This is a genomic window from Ruegeria sp. BC2 (genome assembly GCF_056539245.1).
Window position 1 is genome coordinate 1,591,775 of sequence record NZ_JBQFUQ010000001.1, and the last position, 18,206, is coordinate 1,609,980.

Sequence of the window (18,206 nt, forward strand, 5' to 3'; positions counted from 1 at the left end):
GGCGTCTACCACTGTTTGACGCCAGATTTCCACCATCGGATTGCTAGGCCCGGACGTCCTTTGGAGATTGTTCCGAGCGCTCGGCAAAACTGCCGCGCGTCCGGTTGGCGAAAGCCACCAGCGACAGCATCACCGGCACCTCGACCAGAACGCCCACCACCGTGGCCAGAGCCGCACCCGAATTCAGGCCGAACAGGCTGATGGCGACGGCCACCGCCAGTTCAAAGAAGTTGGACGTGCCGATCAGTGCGCAGGGCGCCGCAATCCGGTGAGGTACGCGCAGGGCAAAAGCCGCCGCATAAGCCACCGCAAAGATCCCGTAGGACTGGATCAGGATCGGCACGGCGATCAGCGCTATAACCATCGGGCGGTCCAGGATCACCTGCCCCTGCAGGCCGAACAGGATGACGACGGTCGCGATCAGGCCAACAACGCCCCATGGTTTGATCCGGTCGCGGAACGCCTCGATCCGCTCGGCCGAGCCCAGCCGGTTGCGCGTCCAGACACCTGCCGCCAGGGGCAGCGCCACGAACAGGACAACCGACAGGACCAGCGTCTGCCACGGAACCGAAATGTCGGTCACACCCAGCAGGAAGGCCACGATCGGAGCGAAGGCAAAGACCATGACGATGTCATTCACCGACACCTGCAGCAGGGTATAGTTCTCGTCCCCCTTGGTCAGATGCGACCAGACGAACACCATTGCCGTACAGGGCGCGGCACCCAGCAGGATCAGCCCCGCGATATATTGCTGGGCATCGGCGGGCGCGATCAGGTCGGCGAAGACGTATTCGAAGAACAGCACGCCCAGCGCCGCCATTGTAAAGGGTTTGATCAGCCAGTTGACCACCAAGGTGATCGCCAGCCCTTTGGGCTGTTTTACCACGTCGCGCAGGCTGCTTGGGTCCACCCCCACCATCATCGGATAGACCATGGCCCAGATCAGCACCGCCACCACCAGGTTGACATTGGCCACCTCGGCCGCCGCTATGGCCTGGACCAAACCCGGCGCGAATGAGCCGATGGCGATCCCGGCGACCATGGCCAGCGCGATCCACAGGGACAGATACCGTTCAAATACACTCATGCAGATATCTCGGAAGTTGTGTGGGGCTGCAAGCGCCCCGCCGCCAGGGCGGACAGCGCGACCATGGCGGCCGCCGTCCCCAGCATCAAGGGCAACCCGCCCCATTGATAGGTCAGGCCAGACAGCAGCGTACCCAACAGCCGCCCGCCCGCATTGGCCATGTAGTAGAAGCCCACATCCATCGTCACCCGCTCGGCCCGGGTGAAGGCCAGGATCAGATAGGAATGCAGCGAGGAATTCACCGCAAAGACCGCGCCAAAGGCCAGCAGTCCACCCACCAGCGTCAGCGTCAGCCACGGCGCGGGCCCAGAGGACATCAGCGCAGCCACCGTCAGGACGGCCGGCACGCAGGCCAGCCCCCAGGCCCAGCTGCGCGCTGCTGCGACCAGATCGGCCTCATCCCGCGCCCCTGCCCGCAGCAGACGCGGGGCGGCAGCCTGAACAATGCCGTACAGAATGATCCACAAGGCCATGAACCCGCCGACCAGAAAAAAGGCCGAGCGGTTGCCGGCTTCGCTGCCATCCGACAGCACGGCGTAGAAATAGATCGGGATGCCGACAACAAACCAGACGTCGCGCGCCCCGAACAGGAAGACCCGCGCCGCGGACAGCCAGTTCACATTGGCCGATTTCGAAAAGACCTCGGAAAATTTAGCGCCCTTGCGGCCCTTGGGCAGCCCCGGCGGCATCGCCAGCAGCACCGCCACCAGGATCAGGAACAACACCCCCGCCATGCCCACCACGGCACCCGTGAAGCCGAACCCTGCCAACAAGGCCGCTCCCAGCAGGAAGCCCACCCCTTTGACCGCGTTCTTCGACCCGGTCAGCACCGCGACCCAGCGGAACAACCCGCCACCTTCGGTGGGGGCCAACAGCTTGACCGCCGATTTCGACGACATCTTGGTCAGGTCCTTGGCCACGCCGCTGGCACCCTGCACGACCATCACGAAGGCGACGGACATACCGATGGTCCAGCCCGGATCCAACTGCGCTAGCGCCAGCAATGCCAGCACCTGTATCGTCAGCCCCGCGTACAGGGTCGCGGTCAGACCGAACCGCGCGGCGATCCACCCGGCGGCCAAGTTGGTGGCCATCCCGGCGATCTCGTACAGCACGAACAGATAGGCCAGCTGAACCGGCGAAAAGCCCAGCGTGTGAAAATGCAGCAGCACCAGCATCCGCAGGGCGCCGTCGGTCAGCATGAAGGCCCAATAGGCTGCCGTGACGGAGATATAGGCCGACAGCCCGTCCGGACGTTGGGAAGCGCTGGTCAAAGCGATGCCCCGACCATCATCGCGACATCCACCAGACGGTGCGCATAGCCCATCTCGTTGTCGTACCAGGCATAGACCTTTACCTGCGTTCCGTTCACCACCATGGTCGACGGTGCATCCACGATGCTGGACCGGGTGTCATTGGTATAGTCGGTCGAAACCAGAGGACGCTCCTCATAGCCCAGAATGCCGACCAGAGGCCCTTCGGCCGCGGCCTTGAACAGGGCGTTCACTTCTTCGGCCGTGGTTTCGCGTTCAACCTCGAACACGCAATCGGTCAGCGAGGCATTCAGCAGCGGCACCCGCACCGCATGCCCGTTCAACCGCCCCGTCAGTTCGGGATAGATCAGGGTGATCGCCGTGGCACTGCCAGTGGTCGTGGGGATCAGCGAATTCAGCGCCGACCGGGCACGGCGCAGGTCCTTGGCCGGACGGTCCACGATCGTCTGCGTGTTGGTCACGTCATGAATCGTGGTGATCGAGCCGTGCCGGATGCCCAGGCTCTCGTGGATGACCTTGACCACCGGGGCCAGGCAGTTCGTGGTGCAGCTGGCCGCGGTCACGATACGGTGGCGGGCCAGATCATAGGTGCCTTCGTTCACGCCAAAGACGATATTGGCCGCATCACCATCCTTGACCGGCGCCGAGACCACCACCTTCTTCACACCGGCGTCAAAGTAAGGGGTCAGTTTTGCCTCGGTCTTGAAGACCCCGGTGCAGTCGATGACGACGTCGACGCCTTCAAGCGGCAGATCCGACAGGTTGCGGGTTCCAATGAAGGGCAACCGCACGCCGTCGATGGTGACCGAGTTTTCGTCATGACTGAAATCGGCGTCCCAGCGGCCATGCACGGTGTCGAACTCCAGCAGATGCGCGTGCATCGCGGGGTCCCCCACCGCGTCATTGATCCAGGCGATCTGCGCGCCTTTCTCAAGCAGGGGTTTCAAGGCCAGCTTGCCGATGCGGCCAAGGCCGTTAAGAGCATAAACGGTCATGCGGTTTCTCCGGTATGGGTCTGGCCGATGTCATCCACGGCCTTCTGAAGGGACATACGGTCTAGGGTTTCGAACGGCAGCGACGAAAAGGTCAGGATCCGGTTGCGCAACGCGCCGTAGGCCTGCTGGAAGGCAAGGCGTTTTTGGGCCTCTGTTCCCTCGGCCTTCACCGGATCGGGCATACCCCAATGCGCGCTGACCGGCTGCCCGGGCCAGGCGGGGCAGTCTTCGTTCGCAGCCTGATTGCATACGGTGAACACGAAATCGAACTTCGGCGCGCCCGGGGCCTGGAACTCGCTTACATTCTTGGCGCGCAGGTCCGAGATGTCGTGCCCATTCTGCCGCAGCACCTCAAGCGCCGCTGGGTTCAACTGGGACCGCGGACGTGTACCGGCAGAAAACACGTTGAACCGGTCGCCGCCAAGCTGCTTCAACAGGGCCTCGGCGAAAATCGAACGCGCGGAATTCCCGGTGCATATGAACAATACGTTGTAGGTACGCGGGGCCTTGGCCGCATGCGCGTCAACGCCGTTGAGTGGACTGGGCGCGCAGAGTTCCGGACGCCCACGGCAGCAATCCAGCAGAAGGTAATCGAACGTCTGCCGCACGGCGTCCATATCCACCGAGTAGCGCAAGGACGTCCCGACCCTTTCCTGCGTCACAAGGCCGGCCTGCATCAGCGCGTTTACGTAGTTGGACAGCGTATTCGGCTTGAGGTCCAACGCCATGGCAATCTCGGTCGCGGGTATGCGATCGGGATACCGGCGCATCAACAGCCGGAAAACGGCCAACCGAGCCGGATGACCCAAGGTGGACAGGCGGTCGGGAATCACTTTTTCCATAATTCATGGATATTCGAATTACAGACGAAATCAAGTGCCCGTTTTTGGCGCGTTTAAACCGCAGGCAAGATTTTACGATTGGCCACAAAGATGCCCCTCGCCCAAAACGGAACGACGGGTGAATTGATATTGAAGAAAATGGTGCGGCCGAGAAGACTCGAACTTCCACGGGTGTTACCCCACAGCGACCTCAACGCTGCGCGTCTACCAATTCCGCCACGGCCGCACTGCCTGTGACTTGGTAAGCGGCGTATAGACGCTTGGCAAAAGGATGTGAAGAGGCAAAAGCAACCGCATTGGAATTCCCGGCCTGCAACCATATCTGTGGGGTCATGAAACCCGATGCCACATCGCAGCAGGAACATCCGATGACCACACCCGATCCCCGCCCCGTCATCCAAGTCGACATCGTATCCGATGTCGTATGCCCGTGGTGCATCGTCGGGTTTCGCCAGCTTGATCTGGCGCTGGAGCAGGAGAACGTGCTGGCGCAGCTCCGGTGGCACCCGTTCGAGTTGAACCCCGCAATGGGGCCGGATGGCCAGAACCTGCGAGAGCACATCATGGAAAAGTACGGCTCGACCGCCGAGCAGAGCCAGCAGGCCCGAGACCGGCTGACCGCGCTGGGTGCGGATTTGGGTTTCACGTTCAATTTCAATGATGACAGCCGCATAGTGAACACCTTTGCAGCGCATCAACTTCTGGACTGGGCCGAAACGCAAGGCAGGCAACACCCGCTGAAGCTGGCCTTGTTCAAGGCCTATTTCACAAATCAGCGGGATGTTTCGAAAATTGAGGTATTGCTGGATGCCGCTCAGACCGCCGGCCTCGACCCAGACGCCGCCCGCGCGGCGTTGGAGTCGGGCGCGCATGCAGGCCCGGTAAGGCAAAAGCAACAATTCTGGACCAGCCGAGGCATCACCGGAGTTCCGGCAATGGTTTTTGGCGGCAAGTACCTGCTGGCGGGTGCGCAGGGCACCAAGACCTACGCTCAGGTCCTGCAGCGATGCCGGGCCGAGGCCGCCTAACCTCTTTCGCTTGGACAGCAGGACGGCTATGAGGCGCGCATGGAATGGAAGATCACCGACGGACTGACCGACTATGACACCGCCGTCGCCTTCATGGAGGCGCGGGTGGCCGAGATTGCGGCCGGAACCGCGGACGAGTGCATCTGGTTCTTGGAGCATCCGCCGCTCTATACGGCCGGAACATCAGCCAAACCCCAAGACCTGACCGACCCGGATCGATTCCCGGTCTATGCCAGCAAGCGCGGGGGCGAATACACCTATCACGGACCTGGCCAGCGGGTCGTCTATGTCATGCTGGATGTCGGAAAGCGCGGCCATGATGTCCGCCGCTTTGTCAAACAGCTGGAAACCTGGGTGATCTCGGCACTGGCCGAGTTCAACGTCCACGGAGAAATCCGCGAAGGCCGTGTCGGTGTGTGGGTGCAGCGTAAGGACAAGCCGCTGACCGTCAGCGGCGAACCAGCCGAGGACAAAATCGCTGCGATCGGCATCCGCTTGCGGAAATGGATCAGCTTCCACGGCATTTCGATCAATGTGGAACCCGACCTAGAGCATTTTTCGGGCATCGTTCCCTGCGGTATCCGGGAGTTCGGCGTGACCTCGTTGGTGGATCTGGGATTGCCGGTGACAATGGCCGATGTCGATGTGGCGCTGCGCAAAACTTTTACTGAGGCTTTTGGCCCCGAGGTGGCCTGACCCCTTCGCGTCGACCATGTTCTCGAATCGCAGAATCTGACCCTGCGGAACGACAATCCTCGATGCAGGGTTCTTCTGTTTCTCAATACGGTCGCAAATTTCCGAAGACTGCCGCGAATTGCCATAAAATTTAGGGAATCTCCTTCTTCCTTCCACACAACAGCCGCAGTTTGAGGTATCATGAATATACCGTTCAAGAGTGAGTGGTATGTTAACCGGTGATCGCGGCCAGCCCGCGAAAATCGATCAAGTGTTTGGTTACGAGTCTGCCGTTCCGACCCCATATCGGAACGGCAATTCTCGTTTTTGGGGCCTCAGTTTTCGCCTGATTGGTCTGTGGCATGGCCGAACCGCATGGTCTGTGGGCAGGCCCGACCGGCCATTTCCACCTCAAGCGTCAGGTGGCCGATCCCAAAACTGTTGCGCATAGTTTGTTTCACCAGAACGCGCACCTCTTCAGCCTGCGACCAGGCGCAGTCTTCGACCACCAGATGCGCGGTAAGAGCGGGCTGGTTTTCCTGCATGCTCCACAAGTGGACATGGTGAACCTCGCGCACGCCGTCCGTTGCCTCAATGGCCGAGGCGACCTCCTCGGGGTCCAGATCGGGCGGCGCGCCAAGCATGAGAACACGGATCGTTTCTCCGATCTCGCTTTGGACATGCCACAGGATGTACAGCGAAATCAGAATGGTGACGACCGGGTCGACCCAGGTCCAGTTGAACAGGATCACAGCCACCCCGGCCACGATCACTGCAACCGATCCCAGCGCGTCAGCAACGTTGTGCAGAAAAGCCGCGCGGATATTCATGCTGGTTTTGGCCATGCTATAGGTCAAAAGCGCGGTGATCAGATCCACCACCAACGCCAGCATGGCAATCCAGACCACAAGCCAGCCATCAATCGGCTCGGGCTGAAAGAACCGGGTCACCCCTTCGTACATCAGGTACACGGCGATGACGATCAGCGTTGTATAGTTGACCAGCGCCGCGACCACTTCGGCCCGACCGTATCCGAAGCTCATGCGCGGGTCGGCTGGGCGTCGCGCGATCTTGCGGGCAAAGAATGCGATGATCAGTGCAATCGCGTCGGAAAAATTGTGCAGCGCGTCAGCGATGAGCGCCAGCGACCCCGAAAAGATTCCGCCGACCACCTGTGCCAGCGTCAGAAACATGTTGACCGCGATGGCCCATGCCACCCGCGCGTCTCCGGCATCGGCGTCGATTTGGGCGTGGTGTTTGTGTCCGGCGTGGGAATGATCATGCGCCATGATGTCGTGTCCTTGTCTGGGTCATGGTCCATACCTAATTCCTCTAGTGACTAGAGGTTCAAGGGGGATTGCGGAAAATGTTCTCGATCGGGGATTTGTCACGGCGCACAGGCGTCAAAGTCGCCACGATCCGGTTTTACGAAGAAAGGGGCCTGCTGCCACCGCCGGAACGGAGCGCTGGCAACCAAAGGCGCTATGACCGCGCCGCGCTCGAGCGGCTGCACTTTGTCAAACACACGCGCGATCTTGGACTGCCACTGGCCGATGTCGAGGCCCTGCTGTCATTGGAAGGCGCCCAAGGCGCCGATCTGAACCGGGCACACGAAATCGCCGAGCGGCAACTGGCGGACCTGCAAGATCGTATTGCAAAACTGCGCCGGCTCGAGACCGAACTTGCCCGGATCGCAGCCGCCTGCGACGGGCAGCACGACCACGTCTGCTCAGTCTTGCAGGCGTTTGGGCATCACGATGCCTGTTCAGGGACGCATCAGGTGCCTCCACCCGTCACGCCAGCGCAGCCCTGATGCGCTCGGCGTGTTTGGCGATCTCGTCGAAATCGCCCATCTTTCCGGGCGGGCGCAGAGAGACGCCCTCGTGCCGGGGCAGGACATGGAAATGCAGGTGAAACACCTCCTGCCCTCCGGCCGCCTCGTTGAACTGCTGGATGGTCACCCCTTCGGCGTCAAAGGCGCGCATGACCGCACGCGCCAGTTTCTGAACCGTGGTCATGACTGCGGCCAATTGCTCGGGTGTGGCATCCAGCACGTTGCGGCAAGGCGTTTTCGGGATCACCAGAAGGTGCCCGTCCGCACGCGGCATGATATCCATGAAAGCCAGCGTGTCCTCATCCTCGTAGACGCGGGTCGAGGGGATCTCGCCCCGCAGGATCTTGGCAAAGATGTTTTCGGGATCATAAGCGGTCATGGTGGGTCTCCGACAAAGGGGCTGCGTGTTGTTCTGCGGCCAAGCCCGCAGCGGGTCAAGGCGTGATTCCGCCCTTGGACAGCCCCTGTCCTTGCAATTCGCCCGATCATCCCCAGATACCGGTCATCCAAGGCCGATATCGCGCGGGTGTCCTCCTGCCCCGCGACAATTATTCTTGATCCAGATCAAACTCGGCCATTGAAGGCCGCCCCCTTGCATTCTAAAACCAGCAGGAATCCCGCGCGCCGGAGAGGTCCGGCTGCGCGGTCTATTTGCAACAGGAGGCACCTAAATGGCAGACGCAGCCATTCATGGTCACGATCATGAAGACCAGCGCGGGTTCTTTACCCGGTGGTTCATGTCGACCAACCACAAGGATATCGGGATCCTTTACCTGATCTTCTCGGCCTTTGCCGGGTTCATCTCGGTCGCGATGACCATCTACATGCGGCTTGAACTGATGCATCCGGGCGTTCAGTACATGTGCCTGGAAGGCTTCATGGCCGACCCCTGCACGCCCAACGGACACCTTTGGAACGTGATGATCACCTATCACGGTGTCCTGATGATGTTCTTTGTGGTCATTCCCGCCCTGTTCGGCGGTTTTGGCAACTATTTCATGCCGTTGCAGATCGGCGCGCCGGACATGGCGTTCCCCCGGATGAACAACCTGTCCTTCTGGCTGTATGTCGCCGGTACCTCGCTGGGCATCGCCTCGCTGCTGGCCCCAGGCGGCAACGACCAGGCCGGCTCGGGTGTGGGCTGGGTTCTATACCCGCCGCTGTCGACGACCGAAGGCGGCATGTCCATGGACCTGGCGATCTTTGCCGTGCACGTATCGGGCGCCTCCTCGATCCTCGGCGCGATCAACATGATCACCACCTTCCTGAACATGCGTGCCCCGGGCATGACCCTGTTCAAGGTTCCGCTGTTCAGCTGGTCGATCTTTGTCACTTCGTGGCTGATTCTGCTGTCGCTGCCGGTTCTGGCGGGCGCGATCACCATGCTGCTGATGGACCGCAACTTCGGCTTCACCTTCTTTGATCCGGCCGGTGGCGGTGACCCGATCCTGTACCAGCATATCCTGTGGTTCTTCGGACACCCCGAAGTGTACATCGTGATCCTGCCCGGTTTTGGCATCATCAGCCACGTCATCGCCACCTTCTCGCGCAAGCCGATCTTCGGCTATCTGCCGATGGTGTGGGCGATCATCGCAATCGGCGCGCTGGGCTTCGTCGTGTGGGCACACCACATGTACACCGTCGGCATGTCGCTGCGCCAGCAGGCCTACTTCATGCTGGCCACGATGGTCATCGCGGTTCCGACGGGGGTCAAGGTGTTCTCGTGGATCGCCACCATGTGGGGCGGCTCGATCGAGTTCAAGACGCCGATGCTGTTCGCCTTCGGCTTCCTGTTCCTGTTCACCGTCGGCGGTGTGACCGGTGTGGTTCTGTCGCAGGCCGGTATCGACCGTGCCTATCACGACACCTACTATGTCGTCGCGCACTTCCACTACGTGATGAGCCTGGGCGCAGTCTTCGCCATCTTTGCAGGTGTGTACTTCTACTTCTCGAAGATGACAGGCCGGCAGTACTCGGAGTTCTGGGGCAAGGTGCACTTCTGGATGTTCTTCATCGGTGCAAACCTGACCTTCTTCCCGCAGCACTTCCTGGGCCGTCAGGGCATGCCGCGCCGGTACATCGACTATCCCGAAGCCTTCGCTCAGTGGAACTTCGTGTCGTCGATCGGTGCGTTCGTCTCGTTCGCTTCGTTCCTGCTGTTCTTCGGGATCGTGTTCTACGCTCTGTTCCGTGGCGCCAAGGAAACACGCCCGAACCCGTGGAACGAATACGCGGATACGCTGGAATGGACCCTGCCCTCGCCGCCGCCCGAGCACACGTTCGAGCAGCTGCCCAAGCAGGAAGAGTGGGACAAAGGCCACGCGCACTGATCCCTTCCCGAAAACAGAAAACCCCGCCTTCACGGCGGGGTTTTTCTTTTTCTGTTCGCGCTCTACCGACCATCGCATTCCGCGGGCGGTCGCAATATCGTTGAAAATCGGGTATCCTTGGCGCGCCGCATGTCCGGCCAATCTCCGAGGTCACCATGCCCGATATTGATTTCTGGTACTCCATCGGCAGCACTTACAGTTTCCTGACCATCATGCGTCTGGACGATTGGTGCGCAGAACATCAGGCCCAGGTTAACTGGCGCCCTTTCGACGTACGCGCGGTCATGTCTGAACAGAAGAACATTCCGTTTGCGGGCAAACCCGTCAAGTCGGCCTACATGTGGCGCGACATCGAACGCCGCGCAGCCAAGTACCATATCCACGCCAAGCTGCCCGCCCCCTATCCGATCTCGAACCTTGAATTGGCCAACCAGGTCGCGCTGCTGGGAATCCGCGAAGGATGGGGCAAGAGCTTTACCCAAAACCTTTACAGGATCTGGTTTGAGGACGGTATCGAAGCCGGCAGTGAAAACGCCATGTCCGAGGCTCTGTTCCGCTGCCAGCTGGACCCGCTGCCAGTCCTAGCCCGCGCGCGCAGCCCCGAAATCGAAACCGCGTTGAAAGCTGAAACCGAAACGGCGGTGGGCCTCGGCGTATTCGGCGCGCCCAGCTTTGTCACGCGAGGCGAAGTGTTCTGGGGCGACGACCGGCTTGAGGACGCGCTGTCCTGGGCGAGGGTCGGACACGTCGTTTGAAATTGGCAATCGACACCGGATCAGCAGGCGCTATTTTTGCAATATGCCTTACCATTGGAACGACAGCTCGAACTCGGAACAGGAATTGCGCCTTTGGCCGCACAATTCCCTGCCACCGCGCGGCGCGATGGCCGTCGTGCTATCGGTTTTCCTGTTTGGACTGATCCCCCTGCTTGCAGTTCTGGGATCGGTTCTGCTGTGGGGGCTATTGCCGTTCCTTCTGTTGACGGTGGCGGGTCTATGGCTTGCGATCCAGGCAAACTATCGGTCCCGAAACGTATTCGAGGTACTGACCCTTACCGGAACCCAAGCACGCCTAATCCATCACAGCGCCCGGACCGGCCAGCAGGAATGGAGTTGCAATCGATACTGGGCCCGTCCGGAAATGCACAAAGCCGGCGGACCCGTCCCGAACTATGTGACCCTGTCGGGTGAAGGACGGGTGGTCGAGATTGGCGCGTTCCTCTCAGAGGAGGAACGCATTGCCTTGTATGATGATCTGGTAAAACGGCTGCGCGAACCGGCACCCGAGTAAAGCGCGTCAGCAGTCGCCGTTAGAGGCGGCGCACAGGTGGTCTTTGACCAGCGGCCCCACCTTTCCAAAGTCCATCTGGCCTGTGTAGTTGGCCTTGAGCTCGCCCATGACCTTGCCCATGTCCCGGATCGACCCGGCACCGGTCGCCGTGATCGCCGTCTGGATCGCCTTTGCGACCTCATCATCATCCAACTGCTTGGGCAGGAATTCCTCGATGATCTTCACCTCGCGCAGTTCGCGCTCGGCCAGGTCCAAACGACCGCCTTCCTCATAGGCCCGCGCGCTTTCCTTGCGCTGCTTGCTCATTTTCCCAAGAATCTCAAGAACATCCGCGTCATCGCAGCCCTTGGCCTCTTCGTTTCCGGCCGCGCGCAGCGCGATGTCCCGATCCTTGATCGCGGCATTGACCAGCCGCAGCGTCGACAGACGCTCGGCATCCTTGTCCTTCATTGCTTGCTTCAGGGCAGTGGTCACCCGAGTTCGCATATCCATCTGTTCTGTCCATCCCCATGGCAACGGAACCCCGAACATATCTAAACAAAATCCGAGGCACAACAGCAGACAGATAAGGCTAAATCATTGAAAAACAACAATAGCCCAAAATTTGAACAGGGTTGACCCGAGGCACCAACCCCCTTAGTTATGCGCCGATTTACCCGATAGGAGAGTCGCGCCATGGCCCATCAAGCCACGTCCAAGCCCACCGCATGTCTGGCTCTGGCCGACGGAACACTCTTCTTCGGAACCGGGTTCGGCGCCACGGGACAAACCGTGGCCGAGCTGTGTTTCAACACCGCGATGACCGGGTATCAGGAAATCATGACCGACCCGTCCTATGCCGGGCAGATCGTGACTTTCACCTTCCCGCATATCGGCAATGTCGGCGTCAATCCCGACGATGACGAAACCGCCGATCCGGTGGCCGCGGGCATGGTGGTCAAGTGGGACCCGACCGAGCCGTCGAACTGGCGCTCGGCCGAGCGGCTGACCGACTGGTTGGCCCGCCGTGGCCGGATCGCCATCGGTGGCGTCGATACCCGCCGGTTGACCCGTGCGATCCGCCAGCAAGGCGCTCCGCATGTTGCGTTGGCCCATGACCCGCAGGGCAACTTCGACATCGAATCCCTGGTTGCAGCGGCGCGTGGTTTCGCCGGGCTGGAGGGCATGGATCTGGCCAAGGATGTGACCTGCGCCCAAAGCTACCGCTGGGACGAGATGCGCTGGGCCTGGCCGGACGGCTACCAGCGGCAGGAAGCGCCTGTCCACAAGGTGGTCGCGTTGGATTACGGCGCAAAACGGAACATCCTGCGCTGCCTGGCCTCGGCCGGTTGCGACGTGACGGTCCTGCCCGCAACCGCAACCGCGGCTGAGGTGCTGGCGCACGACCCCGACGGCGTATTCCTGTCCAACGGCCCAGGAGACCCGGCTGCCACCGGCACTTATGCTGTGCCGATGATCAAGGAAGTACTTGAAACCACGGATCTGCCAATTTTCGGGATCTGCCTTGGTCACCAGATGCTGGCACTGGCGTTGGGCGGCAAGACCATCAAGATGAACCACGGACACCACGGCGCGAACCACCCGGTCAAGGACCTGGATACCGGCAGGGTCGAGATCACCTCGATGAACCACGGATTCGCGGTCGACGCCCAATCGTTGCCTGCGGGGGTGGTTGAAACCCACCGGTCGCTGTTCGATGGCTCGAACTGCGGCATCCGCATGTCCGATCGCCCGGTGTATTCGGTTCAGTATCACCCCGAAGCCTCGCCCGGCCCGCAAGACAGCTTTTACCTGTTTGAACGGTTTGCCGCGGCCATGGCCGACCGAAAAGTGCGCGCTTAATCCCGCAGGTTTGCGGACCGCGTCAACGTTAACCCGGAATTAACCTTGATTGAGCAACTCTGACCCGACACTTCGGGCAGGGTTCTATGATGGTTGAATTGAATTCTCTGGGCCACGGGCCTGCGACCCCGGTTTCCGGCATTGGCCCCCGCAAACCTTTGGGCACTTGCCTGATCGACTTGGGGGTGATCACCCCCGCTCAACTGGATCACGCCCTGAAACTGCAGGAGCGGCAGAACGCTCCTCTGGGCGAAATTCTGGTTGGCGAGCATATGGCCTCGCGCGGCGATGTGTTGTTGGCGCTGGGCCAACAACATGGGCTGCAGATCGCCGATCTGGAAAACACGCCGCCACCCCCTGACCTTTGCGCGCTGCGCCCGATGCAGTTCTGGCTGACGCACAATGCCATTCCGTGGCTACGAGTCGGGCCCGTGCTCTTGGTCGCGACAGCCTACCCAGACCGCTTTGATGAAATAAGGCCCGGGTTGGCAGATTGCGCCCAGACCGTCCTGCCGGTTCTGGCCGCACCCGATGACATCGACCAAGCCATTGCCCGACATTACGCAAAACCTTTGGCTGAGGCGGCGGAAACACGGGCGCCGCTTTCGCAAAGCTGCCGCTCATGGACTGCGAGTTCGCGTCTCCTGCCGACACTCTTGGCGCTGGCTGCGCTTGTGAGCCTAGCTCTGCAACCGAATGCCGGGCTATCCCTGCTGTTTTGGGCCGCAGTTTCAACGCTGATCCTTTTCCTGATTCTTCGGCTGGCCGGGTTGATATCGTATCTCTTCCCCAAAAAGGCCGAGAAACCAGACGGTCTGCTTGCGCAACACCGCCTGCCCTGCGTGTCCATTCTGGTGCCGCTGCACAAGGAACGGGAAATCGCCGGTGCGCTGATCCAACGGCTGACACGCCTGACCTATCCAAAGGCGCTGTTGGACGTGATCCTGGTCTTGGAAGAGCATGATGACGTCACCCGGTCAGCGCTTGCGCAGACCACCCTGCCCAGCTGGATCCGAACGCTGGAGGTGCCCGATCTTGGCAACCTGACCACCAAACCACGGGCGATGAACTATGCGCTGGATTTCTGCCGAGGAGAGATTTTGGGCGTCTGGGACGCCGAGGATGCGCCTCTGCCAGACCAAATCGAGACCGTGGTGGAGCAATTCGCCCGCGCGCCCGATGATGTGGTCTGCCTGCAGGGTGTTCTGGACTACTACAACCCGCGCACCAACTGGCGCTCGCGTTGCTTCACCATCGAATACAGCGGTTGGTTCCGCGTGATCCTGCCCGGAATCGCACGGTTGGGTCTTGTGGTGCCCCTGGGCGGGACGACGTTCTTCTTCCGCAGGGACAAGCTGTTGGAATTGGGGGGCTGGGACGCTCACAATGTGACCGAGGACGCGGATTTGGGGGTTCGACTCAGCCGCGCGGGCTATCGCACCGAAATCGTGAATACCGCCACGTATGAAGAGGCCAATTTCCGTGCCTGGCCTTGGGTGAAGCAACGCTCGCGCTGGCTCAAAGGGTTCATGGTCACATACCTTGTCCACATGCGCTCGCCCCTGGCATTGATGCGCGATCTGGGGATGTGGCGCTTTCTGGGTGTCCAAGCCTTTTTCCTGGGAACGGTCGGACAATTCCTGCTTGCCCCGGTGCTGTGGGTCTTCTGGCTGACCTTTTTGGGGCTGATGAACCCATTTGAAGCTGTATTGGCGCCGCAGATCTTGAACGCCTGTGTCTACCTATTCCTGACCGCCGAGGCCGCGAACATCCTAGTTGGAGGCTTGGGCGTGGTGGCCGGCGGTCGCCGTTTCCTGCTGCCGTGGGTCCCGACCATGGCACTCTACTACCCCTTGGGCGTGGCAGCAGCATACAAGGCGCTGTGGGAACTGGCGGTCAGACCATTCTTCTGGGACAAGACCCAGCACGGACAGGCCAGCGAAGAAGTGCAGCCAGACGAGGAAGCTATTTCTCGCGCCGGATTGCATCCTGCTTCAGCCGGGTCATGAACGCGACCGAGATATGTTCCTTCAGAGCTCGGTCGGCGGCTTCTTCGTCATGAGCCGCGATTGCCTCGACGATCCCCTTGTGCTCACTCTGAGCGATCTCACCGCGGCCCTGCGCGGCCAATGAAGTCGTTGCCATCAGAGCCATGGTGCGATGGACAAGGTCCAATTGCTGAACAAGGTAGCGGTTGTGCGACGCAAGGTGGATCTGCTCGTGGAACCGCCGGTTGGCCCGGGAAAGAGCCACTGGATCATCCACAAGCGCGTCATCGGCTTCGACCATATCCTGCAGGACTTTGATTTCCTCATCCGTGGCGTGGCGCGCGGCCAGTCGGGCCGCCAGCCCTTCCAACTCACGCCGCACGACATACAGCTCGGCCATCTGGTTGTGGTCCAGCGAGGCCACGATGAGCGACCGCCCGTCACGTTCCAGCAGCGACTGCGTCTCGAGCCGCTGCAGCGCCTCGCGGATCGGGGTGCGCGACACGCCAAACCGCTCGGCCAGTTCGCTTTCCACCAGCCGGTCGCCGGGTTTGTACACACCCACGTCGATCGCTTCGAGGATCAGGCTGTAGGCATCGGTCTGGGGCTGTCGGGACTGGTTCATTGGGTCGGGTCTCTCCTCGTTCGGACCTGTCTATCCGGGCCATGGGCCTGCAATCAAGTGCGCCATTGAAAACCCGGTGGCCGCGGCCTAAACCCAAGCCTATGGTCAAGCCCGCATTTTCACATGTCACACAATGGGTGTTCGATCTGGACAACACCCTGTATCCGCCTCACATGCGCCTGTTCGATCAGATCGAGGTGCTGATGACGGAATACGTGGTCGAAGCCCTGCGCGTCGACCGGGCCGAGGCTGACCGGCTGCGCCAGCACTATTGGCGCGAACACGGCACCACGCTGGCCGGATTGATGGCCGAACATGACCTAGACCCCGAGCCCTATCTGCACGCGGTTCATCAGGTCGACCTGAGCCACATGGAACCCGACCCTGCGCTGGCCGCGCATATCCGGGCTCTGCCGGGGCGGCGCATCGTCTACACCAACGGCAGCGCGCCCTATGCCGAGCGGGTTCTGGCCTCGCGCGGGTTGGATGGGCTGTTCGACGCGATCTATGGGGTCGAACATGCGGGATATCGGCCCAAACCGGACAAGGCCGCGTTTGAAACGGTCTTTGCCCGCGACGGCATCCGCCCCGACCGCGCCGCCATGTTCGAGGACGAGCCGCGCAACCTGAAGGCCCCGCATGACATGGGCATGCGTACCGTGCATGTCGCGCCCGATCCGCATGACGCGGATCACATCCACCACCACACCGATGACCTGACCGCCTTTCTCGCGCGCCTGATCTGAACCACCCGAGACTGCGACGAAATGCGCCTGCGCGCCACCCGAAACTGCGACGATCCGCGCATTCTGCAGCTGCAAAGTCGTTCCTACATCAGGCTCAGCGACGAACAGAACTGGAGATTCCGATGACCGCGATCGAGATGCCCGGCCGCCAGCCCCTTTGGCAACGCCTGCTTTTTGCAATTCCCCTGTTTGGCTGGCTGGCCCGCGATGCGGCCAATGGCAAGCCCGAAGATCTGGGCTATACCGTTGCGGCGCTGGTCAGCATGTGGGGCTGTTCGGCCCTGTTGTTCGGCCTGCCGGGCCTGTATCTGCCGGCCCTGGCGATGGTGCCGGTGATGTTCCTGGTTCTGGTCCTGATTTCACGCGGCTAGACCACGGGACAGGATGTCACTTGGCGCAGGCCCCAGAACCGCACTAGGGTCCGCAGGCAACGGAGAGTGACGCGATGACCGACAGTTGTGACATCCTGATTTCCGGCGGCGGAATCGCCGGGCTGACCGCGGCGGCCGTATTCGGCGCCGCAGGGTTCGACGTGATCTGCGTGGACCCGACCCCGCCCGTCACCGACCGCGACGCCGACGGGTCCGACCTGCGCACCACCGCGTTTCTGCAACCGGCCCACGGCCTGCTCCAGCACTGCGGGTTGTGGGACCGGCTTGAACCCCACGCCGCGCCGCTCCAGATCATGCGCATCGTGGACGCTGGCGGCGATATCCCCGAGCCGCGCGTGGTGCGCGATTTCAACGCCGCCGATATCTCGGATCAACCCTTTGGCTGGAACCTGCCCAACTGGCTGCTGCGGCGCGAGATGGTCGCCCGGCTGCACGAACTGCCGAATGTCGATTTCCGCCCCGGCACCGGCACCGTCAGCCTGTTCACCCGCACCGCCGAGGCGCGTGTGGGCCTGTCCGACGGCACGCGCATCCGCACCAAGCTGGTGGTCGCCGCCGACGGCCGCAACTCGCCCATGCGCGAGGCTGCGGGGATCAAGGTCCACACCACACGATACGGGCAAAAGGCACTGGCCTTTGCGGTGACGCATCCGATCGCCCATGAAAACGTCTCGACCGAGATCCACCGGTCCGGCGGGCCGTTCACTCTGGTCCCCCTGCCCGACTGGCAGGGCCAGCCCTCGTCGGCGATCGTGTGGATGGAGCGCGGCCCGCGCGCGGTCGAATTGCTGAACCTGCCCGAGGCCGAGTTCGAGGCCGCGATGACCGAGCGGTCCTGCGGCCTGTTCGGACCGCTGAAACTGGCCTCGCGCCGGACGATCTGGCCGATCATAAGCCAATCGGCCGAGCGCCTGTCGGCCCAGCGCGTGGCGCTGATGGCCGAGGCCGCCCATGTGGTGCCCCCGATTGGCGCGCAGGGGCTGAACATGTCACTGGGGGATCTACGCAGCCTGCTGGACCTGGCCCAGGCCCGGCCCGAGGGTCTGGGAGATGCCCAGATGCTCGAGGCCTATCACAAGGCCCGCCATGCCGAGATCGAACTGCGCGTCAAGGGGATCGACCTGCTGAACCGCGCCTCGATGGTCGAGGCACGGCCGTTGCGCGATGCGCGCGCTGCCGGGCTGAACGCGCTTTATTCGATGCCGGTGGTGCGCAAGACGTTGATGCAGATGGGCCTCGGCGTGCGCTGAGGCCCGTT

The 18,206-nt window shown here is 61.6% G+C and carries 19 protein-coding genes and 1 tRNA gene; 11 read left to right on the forward strand and 9 right to left on the reverse strand.

The features are described 5' to 3' along the window. Positions 1-43: 43 nt before the first annotated feature. The 5 genes from arsB to ACR0CU_RS07885 all read right to left on the reverse strand — a co-directional run bounded on the left by arsB (position 44) and on the right by ACR0CU_RS07885 (position 4,424). Positions 44-1,087, reverse strand: a complete 1,044-nt coding sequence (arsB, locus tag ACR0CU_RS07865; protein WP_170390458.1) for an ACR3 family arsenite efflux transporter — start codon at positions 1,085-1,087, stop codon at positions 44-46. Continuing rightward, complete coding sequence (arsJ, locus tag ACR0CU_RS07870) at positions 1,084-2,361, reverse strand: organoarsenical effux MFS transporter ArsJ (protein ID WP_170366406.1); 1,278 nt, start codon at positions 2,359-2,361, stop codon at positions 1,084-1,086. Before arsJ ends, arsB begins: the two co-directional genes overlap by 4 nt. Next, the gene (locus tag ACR0CU_RS07875; RefSeq protein ID WP_170446589.1) at positions 2,358-3,356 is read right to left on the reverse strand and encodes an ArsJ-associated glyceraldehyde-3-phosphate dehydrogenase; all 999 of its coding nucleotides are present in this window, start codon (positions 3,354-3,356) and stop codon (positions 2,358-2,360) included. The genes arsJ and ACR0CU_RS07875 overlap by 4 nt, the downstream gene beginning before the upstream one ends. Next, positions 3,353-4,198 carry an arsenate reductase/protein-tyrosine-phosphatase family protein gene (locus tag ACR0CU_RS07880; RefSeq protein ID WP_170390461.1) on the reverse strand — a complete coding sequence of 282 codons (846 nt, stop codon included), beginning with the start codon at positions 4,196-4,198 and terminating at the stop codon, positions 3,353-3,355. The genes ACR0CU_RS07875 and ACR0CU_RS07880 overlap by 4 nt, the downstream gene beginning before the upstream one ends. A 139-nt stretch (positions 4,199-4,337) precedes the next feature. Then, positions 4,338-4,424: transfer RNA gene (locus ACR0CU_RS07885), tRNA-Leu, on the reverse strand. Positions 4,425-4,566: 142 nt separating this feature from the next. On the opposite strand from ACR0CU_RS07885, the gene ACR0CU_RS07890 reads away from it, so the two are divergent. Beyond that, positions 4,567-5,226, forward strand: coding sequence for a DsbA family oxidoreductase (locus ACR0CU_RS07890; RefSeq protein WP_170447082.1), 660 nt, complete (start codon positions 4,567-4,569; stop codon positions 5,224-5,226). A 39-nt stretch (positions 5,227-5,265) separates the two neighbouring features. Continuing rightward, positions 5,266-5,922, forward strand: coding sequence for a lipoyl(octanoyl) transferase LipB (lipB, locus tag ACR0CU_RS07895; RefSeq protein WP_170446591.1), 657 nt, complete (start codon positions 5,266-5,268; stop codon positions 5,920-5,922). Positions 5,923-6,236: 314 nt separating this feature from the next. Here the strand turns inward: lipB and ACR0CU_RS07900 are convergent, their stop codons facing one another. After that, positions 6,237-7,190, reverse strand: coding sequence for a cation diffusion facilitator family transporter (locus ACR0CU_RS07900; RefSeq protein WP_480642782.1), 954 nt, complete (start codon positions 7,188-7,190; stop codon positions 6,237-6,239). A gap of 77 nt (positions 7,191-7,267) precedes the next feature. Here ACR0CU_RS07900 and ACR0CU_RS07905 point away from each other — a divergent pair, with 77 nt between their 5' ends. Beyond that, positions 7,268-7,714, forward strand: coding sequence for a MerR family transcriptional regulator (locus tag ACR0CU_RS07905; RefSeq protein WP_480642784.1), 447 nt, complete (start codon positions 7,268-7,270; stop codon positions 7,712-7,714). On the opposite strand, the gene ACR0CU_RS07910 is transcribed toward ACR0CU_RS07905, so the two are convergent. Next, positions 7,695-8,114, reverse strand: a complete 420-nt coding sequence (locus ACR0CU_RS07910; protein ID WP_093962481.1) for an HIT family protein — start codon at positions 8,112-8,114, stop codon at positions 7,695-7,697. The genes ACR0CU_RS07905 and ACR0CU_RS07910 overlap by 20 nt on opposite strands. 292 nt (positions 8,115-8,406) lie before the next feature. Here ACR0CU_RS07910 and ctaD point away from each other — a divergent pair, with 292 nt between their 5' ends. The 3 genes from ctaD to ACR0CU_RS07925 all read left to right on the forward strand — a co-directional run bounded on the left by ctaD (position 8,407) and on the right by ACR0CU_RS07925 (position 11,355). After that, positions 8,407-10,065 carry a cytochrome c oxidase subunit I gene (gene ctaD, locus ACR0CU_RS07915; RefSeq protein WP_170446599.1) on the forward strand — a complete coding sequence of 553 codons (1,659 nt, stop codon included), beginning with the start codon at positions 8,407-8,409 and terminating at the stop codon, positions 10,063-10,065. A 155-nt stretch (positions 10,066-10,220) separates the two neighbouring features. Continuing rightward, positions 10,221-10,820, forward strand: a complete 600-nt coding sequence (locus ACR0CU_RS07920; RefSeq protein WP_170438771.1) for a 2-hydroxychromene-2-carboxylate isomerase — start codon at positions 10,221-10,223, stop codon at positions 10,818-10,820. 43 nt (positions 10,821-10,863) lie between these two features. Next, positions 10,864-11,355 carry a DUF2244 domain-containing protein gene (locus tag ACR0CU_RS07925; protein WP_170446601.1) on the forward strand — a complete coding sequence of 164 codons (492 nt, stop codon included), beginning with the start codon at positions 10,864-10,866 and terminating at the stop codon, positions 11,353-11,355. Positions 11,356-11,361: 6 nt separating this feature from the next. Here the strand turns inward: ACR0CU_RS07925 and ACR0CU_RS07930 are convergent, their stop codons facing one another. After that, the gene (locus ACR0CU_RS07930) at positions 11,362-11,847 is read right to left on the reverse strand and encodes a GatB/YqeY domain-containing protein (RefSeq protein WP_170338416.1); all 486 of its coding nucleotides are present in this window, start codon (positions 11,845-11,847) and stop codon (positions 11,362-11,364) included. Positions 11,848-12,030: 183 nt separating this feature from the next. Here ACR0CU_RS07930 and carA point away from each other — a divergent pair, with 183 nt between their 5' ends. Both carA and ACR0CU_RS07940 read left to right on the forward strand, forming a co-directional pair. After that, positions 12,031-13,197: a glutamine-hydrolyzing carbamoyl-phosphate synthase small subunit gene (gene carA / locus ACR0CU_RS07935; RefSeq protein WP_170446603.1), complete on the forward strand. Its 1,167-nt coding sequence runs from the start codon at positions 12,031-12,033 to the stop codon at positions 13,195-13,197. Between the two features lie 89 nt (positions 13,198-13,286). Next, a complete protein-coding gene (locus ACR0CU_RS07940) occupies positions 13,287-15,206 on the forward strand; it encodes a glycosyltransferase family 2 protein (protein ID WP_170446605.1) in 1,920 nt (639 codons plus the stop codon). On the opposite strand, the gene ACR0CU_RS07945 is transcribed toward ACR0CU_RS07940, so the two are convergent. Continuing rightward, positions 15,163-15,810, reverse strand: a complete 648-nt coding sequence (locus ACR0CU_RS07945) for a GntR family transcriptional regulator (protein ID WP_093962488.1) — start codon at positions 15,808-15,810, stop codon at positions 15,163-15,165. The genes ACR0CU_RS07940 and ACR0CU_RS07945 overlap by 44 nt on opposite strands. Before the next feature lie 101 nt (positions 15,811-15,911). Between ACR0CU_RS07945 and ACR0CU_RS07950 the strand changes: the two genes are divergently transcribed. From ACR0CU_RS07950 to ACR0CU_RS07960, 3 genes are all read left to right on the forward strand, one after another. Next, complete coding sequence (locus tag ACR0CU_RS07950; protein WP_005982272.1) at positions 15,912-16,556, forward strand: pyrimidine 5'-nucleotidase; 645 nt, start codon at positions 15,912-15,914, stop codon at positions 16,554-16,556. A 122-nt stretch (positions 16,557-16,678) separates the two neighbouring features. Continuing rightward, positions 16,679-16,927: a hypothetical protein gene (locus ACR0CU_RS07955; protein ID WP_170446607.1), complete on the forward strand. Its 249-nt coding sequence runs from the start codon at positions 16,679-16,681 to the stop codon at positions 16,925-16,927. 74 nt (positions 16,928-17,001) lie between these two features. Beyond that, positions 17,002-18,198 carry a UbiH/UbiF family hydroxylase gene (locus ACR0CU_RS07960; protein ID WP_170446609.1) on the forward strand — a complete coding sequence of 399 codons (1,197 nt, stop codon included), beginning with the start codon at positions 17,002-17,004 and terminating at the stop codon, positions 18,196-18,198. The last annotated feature ends 8 nt before the right edge of the window (positions 18,199-18,206 follow it).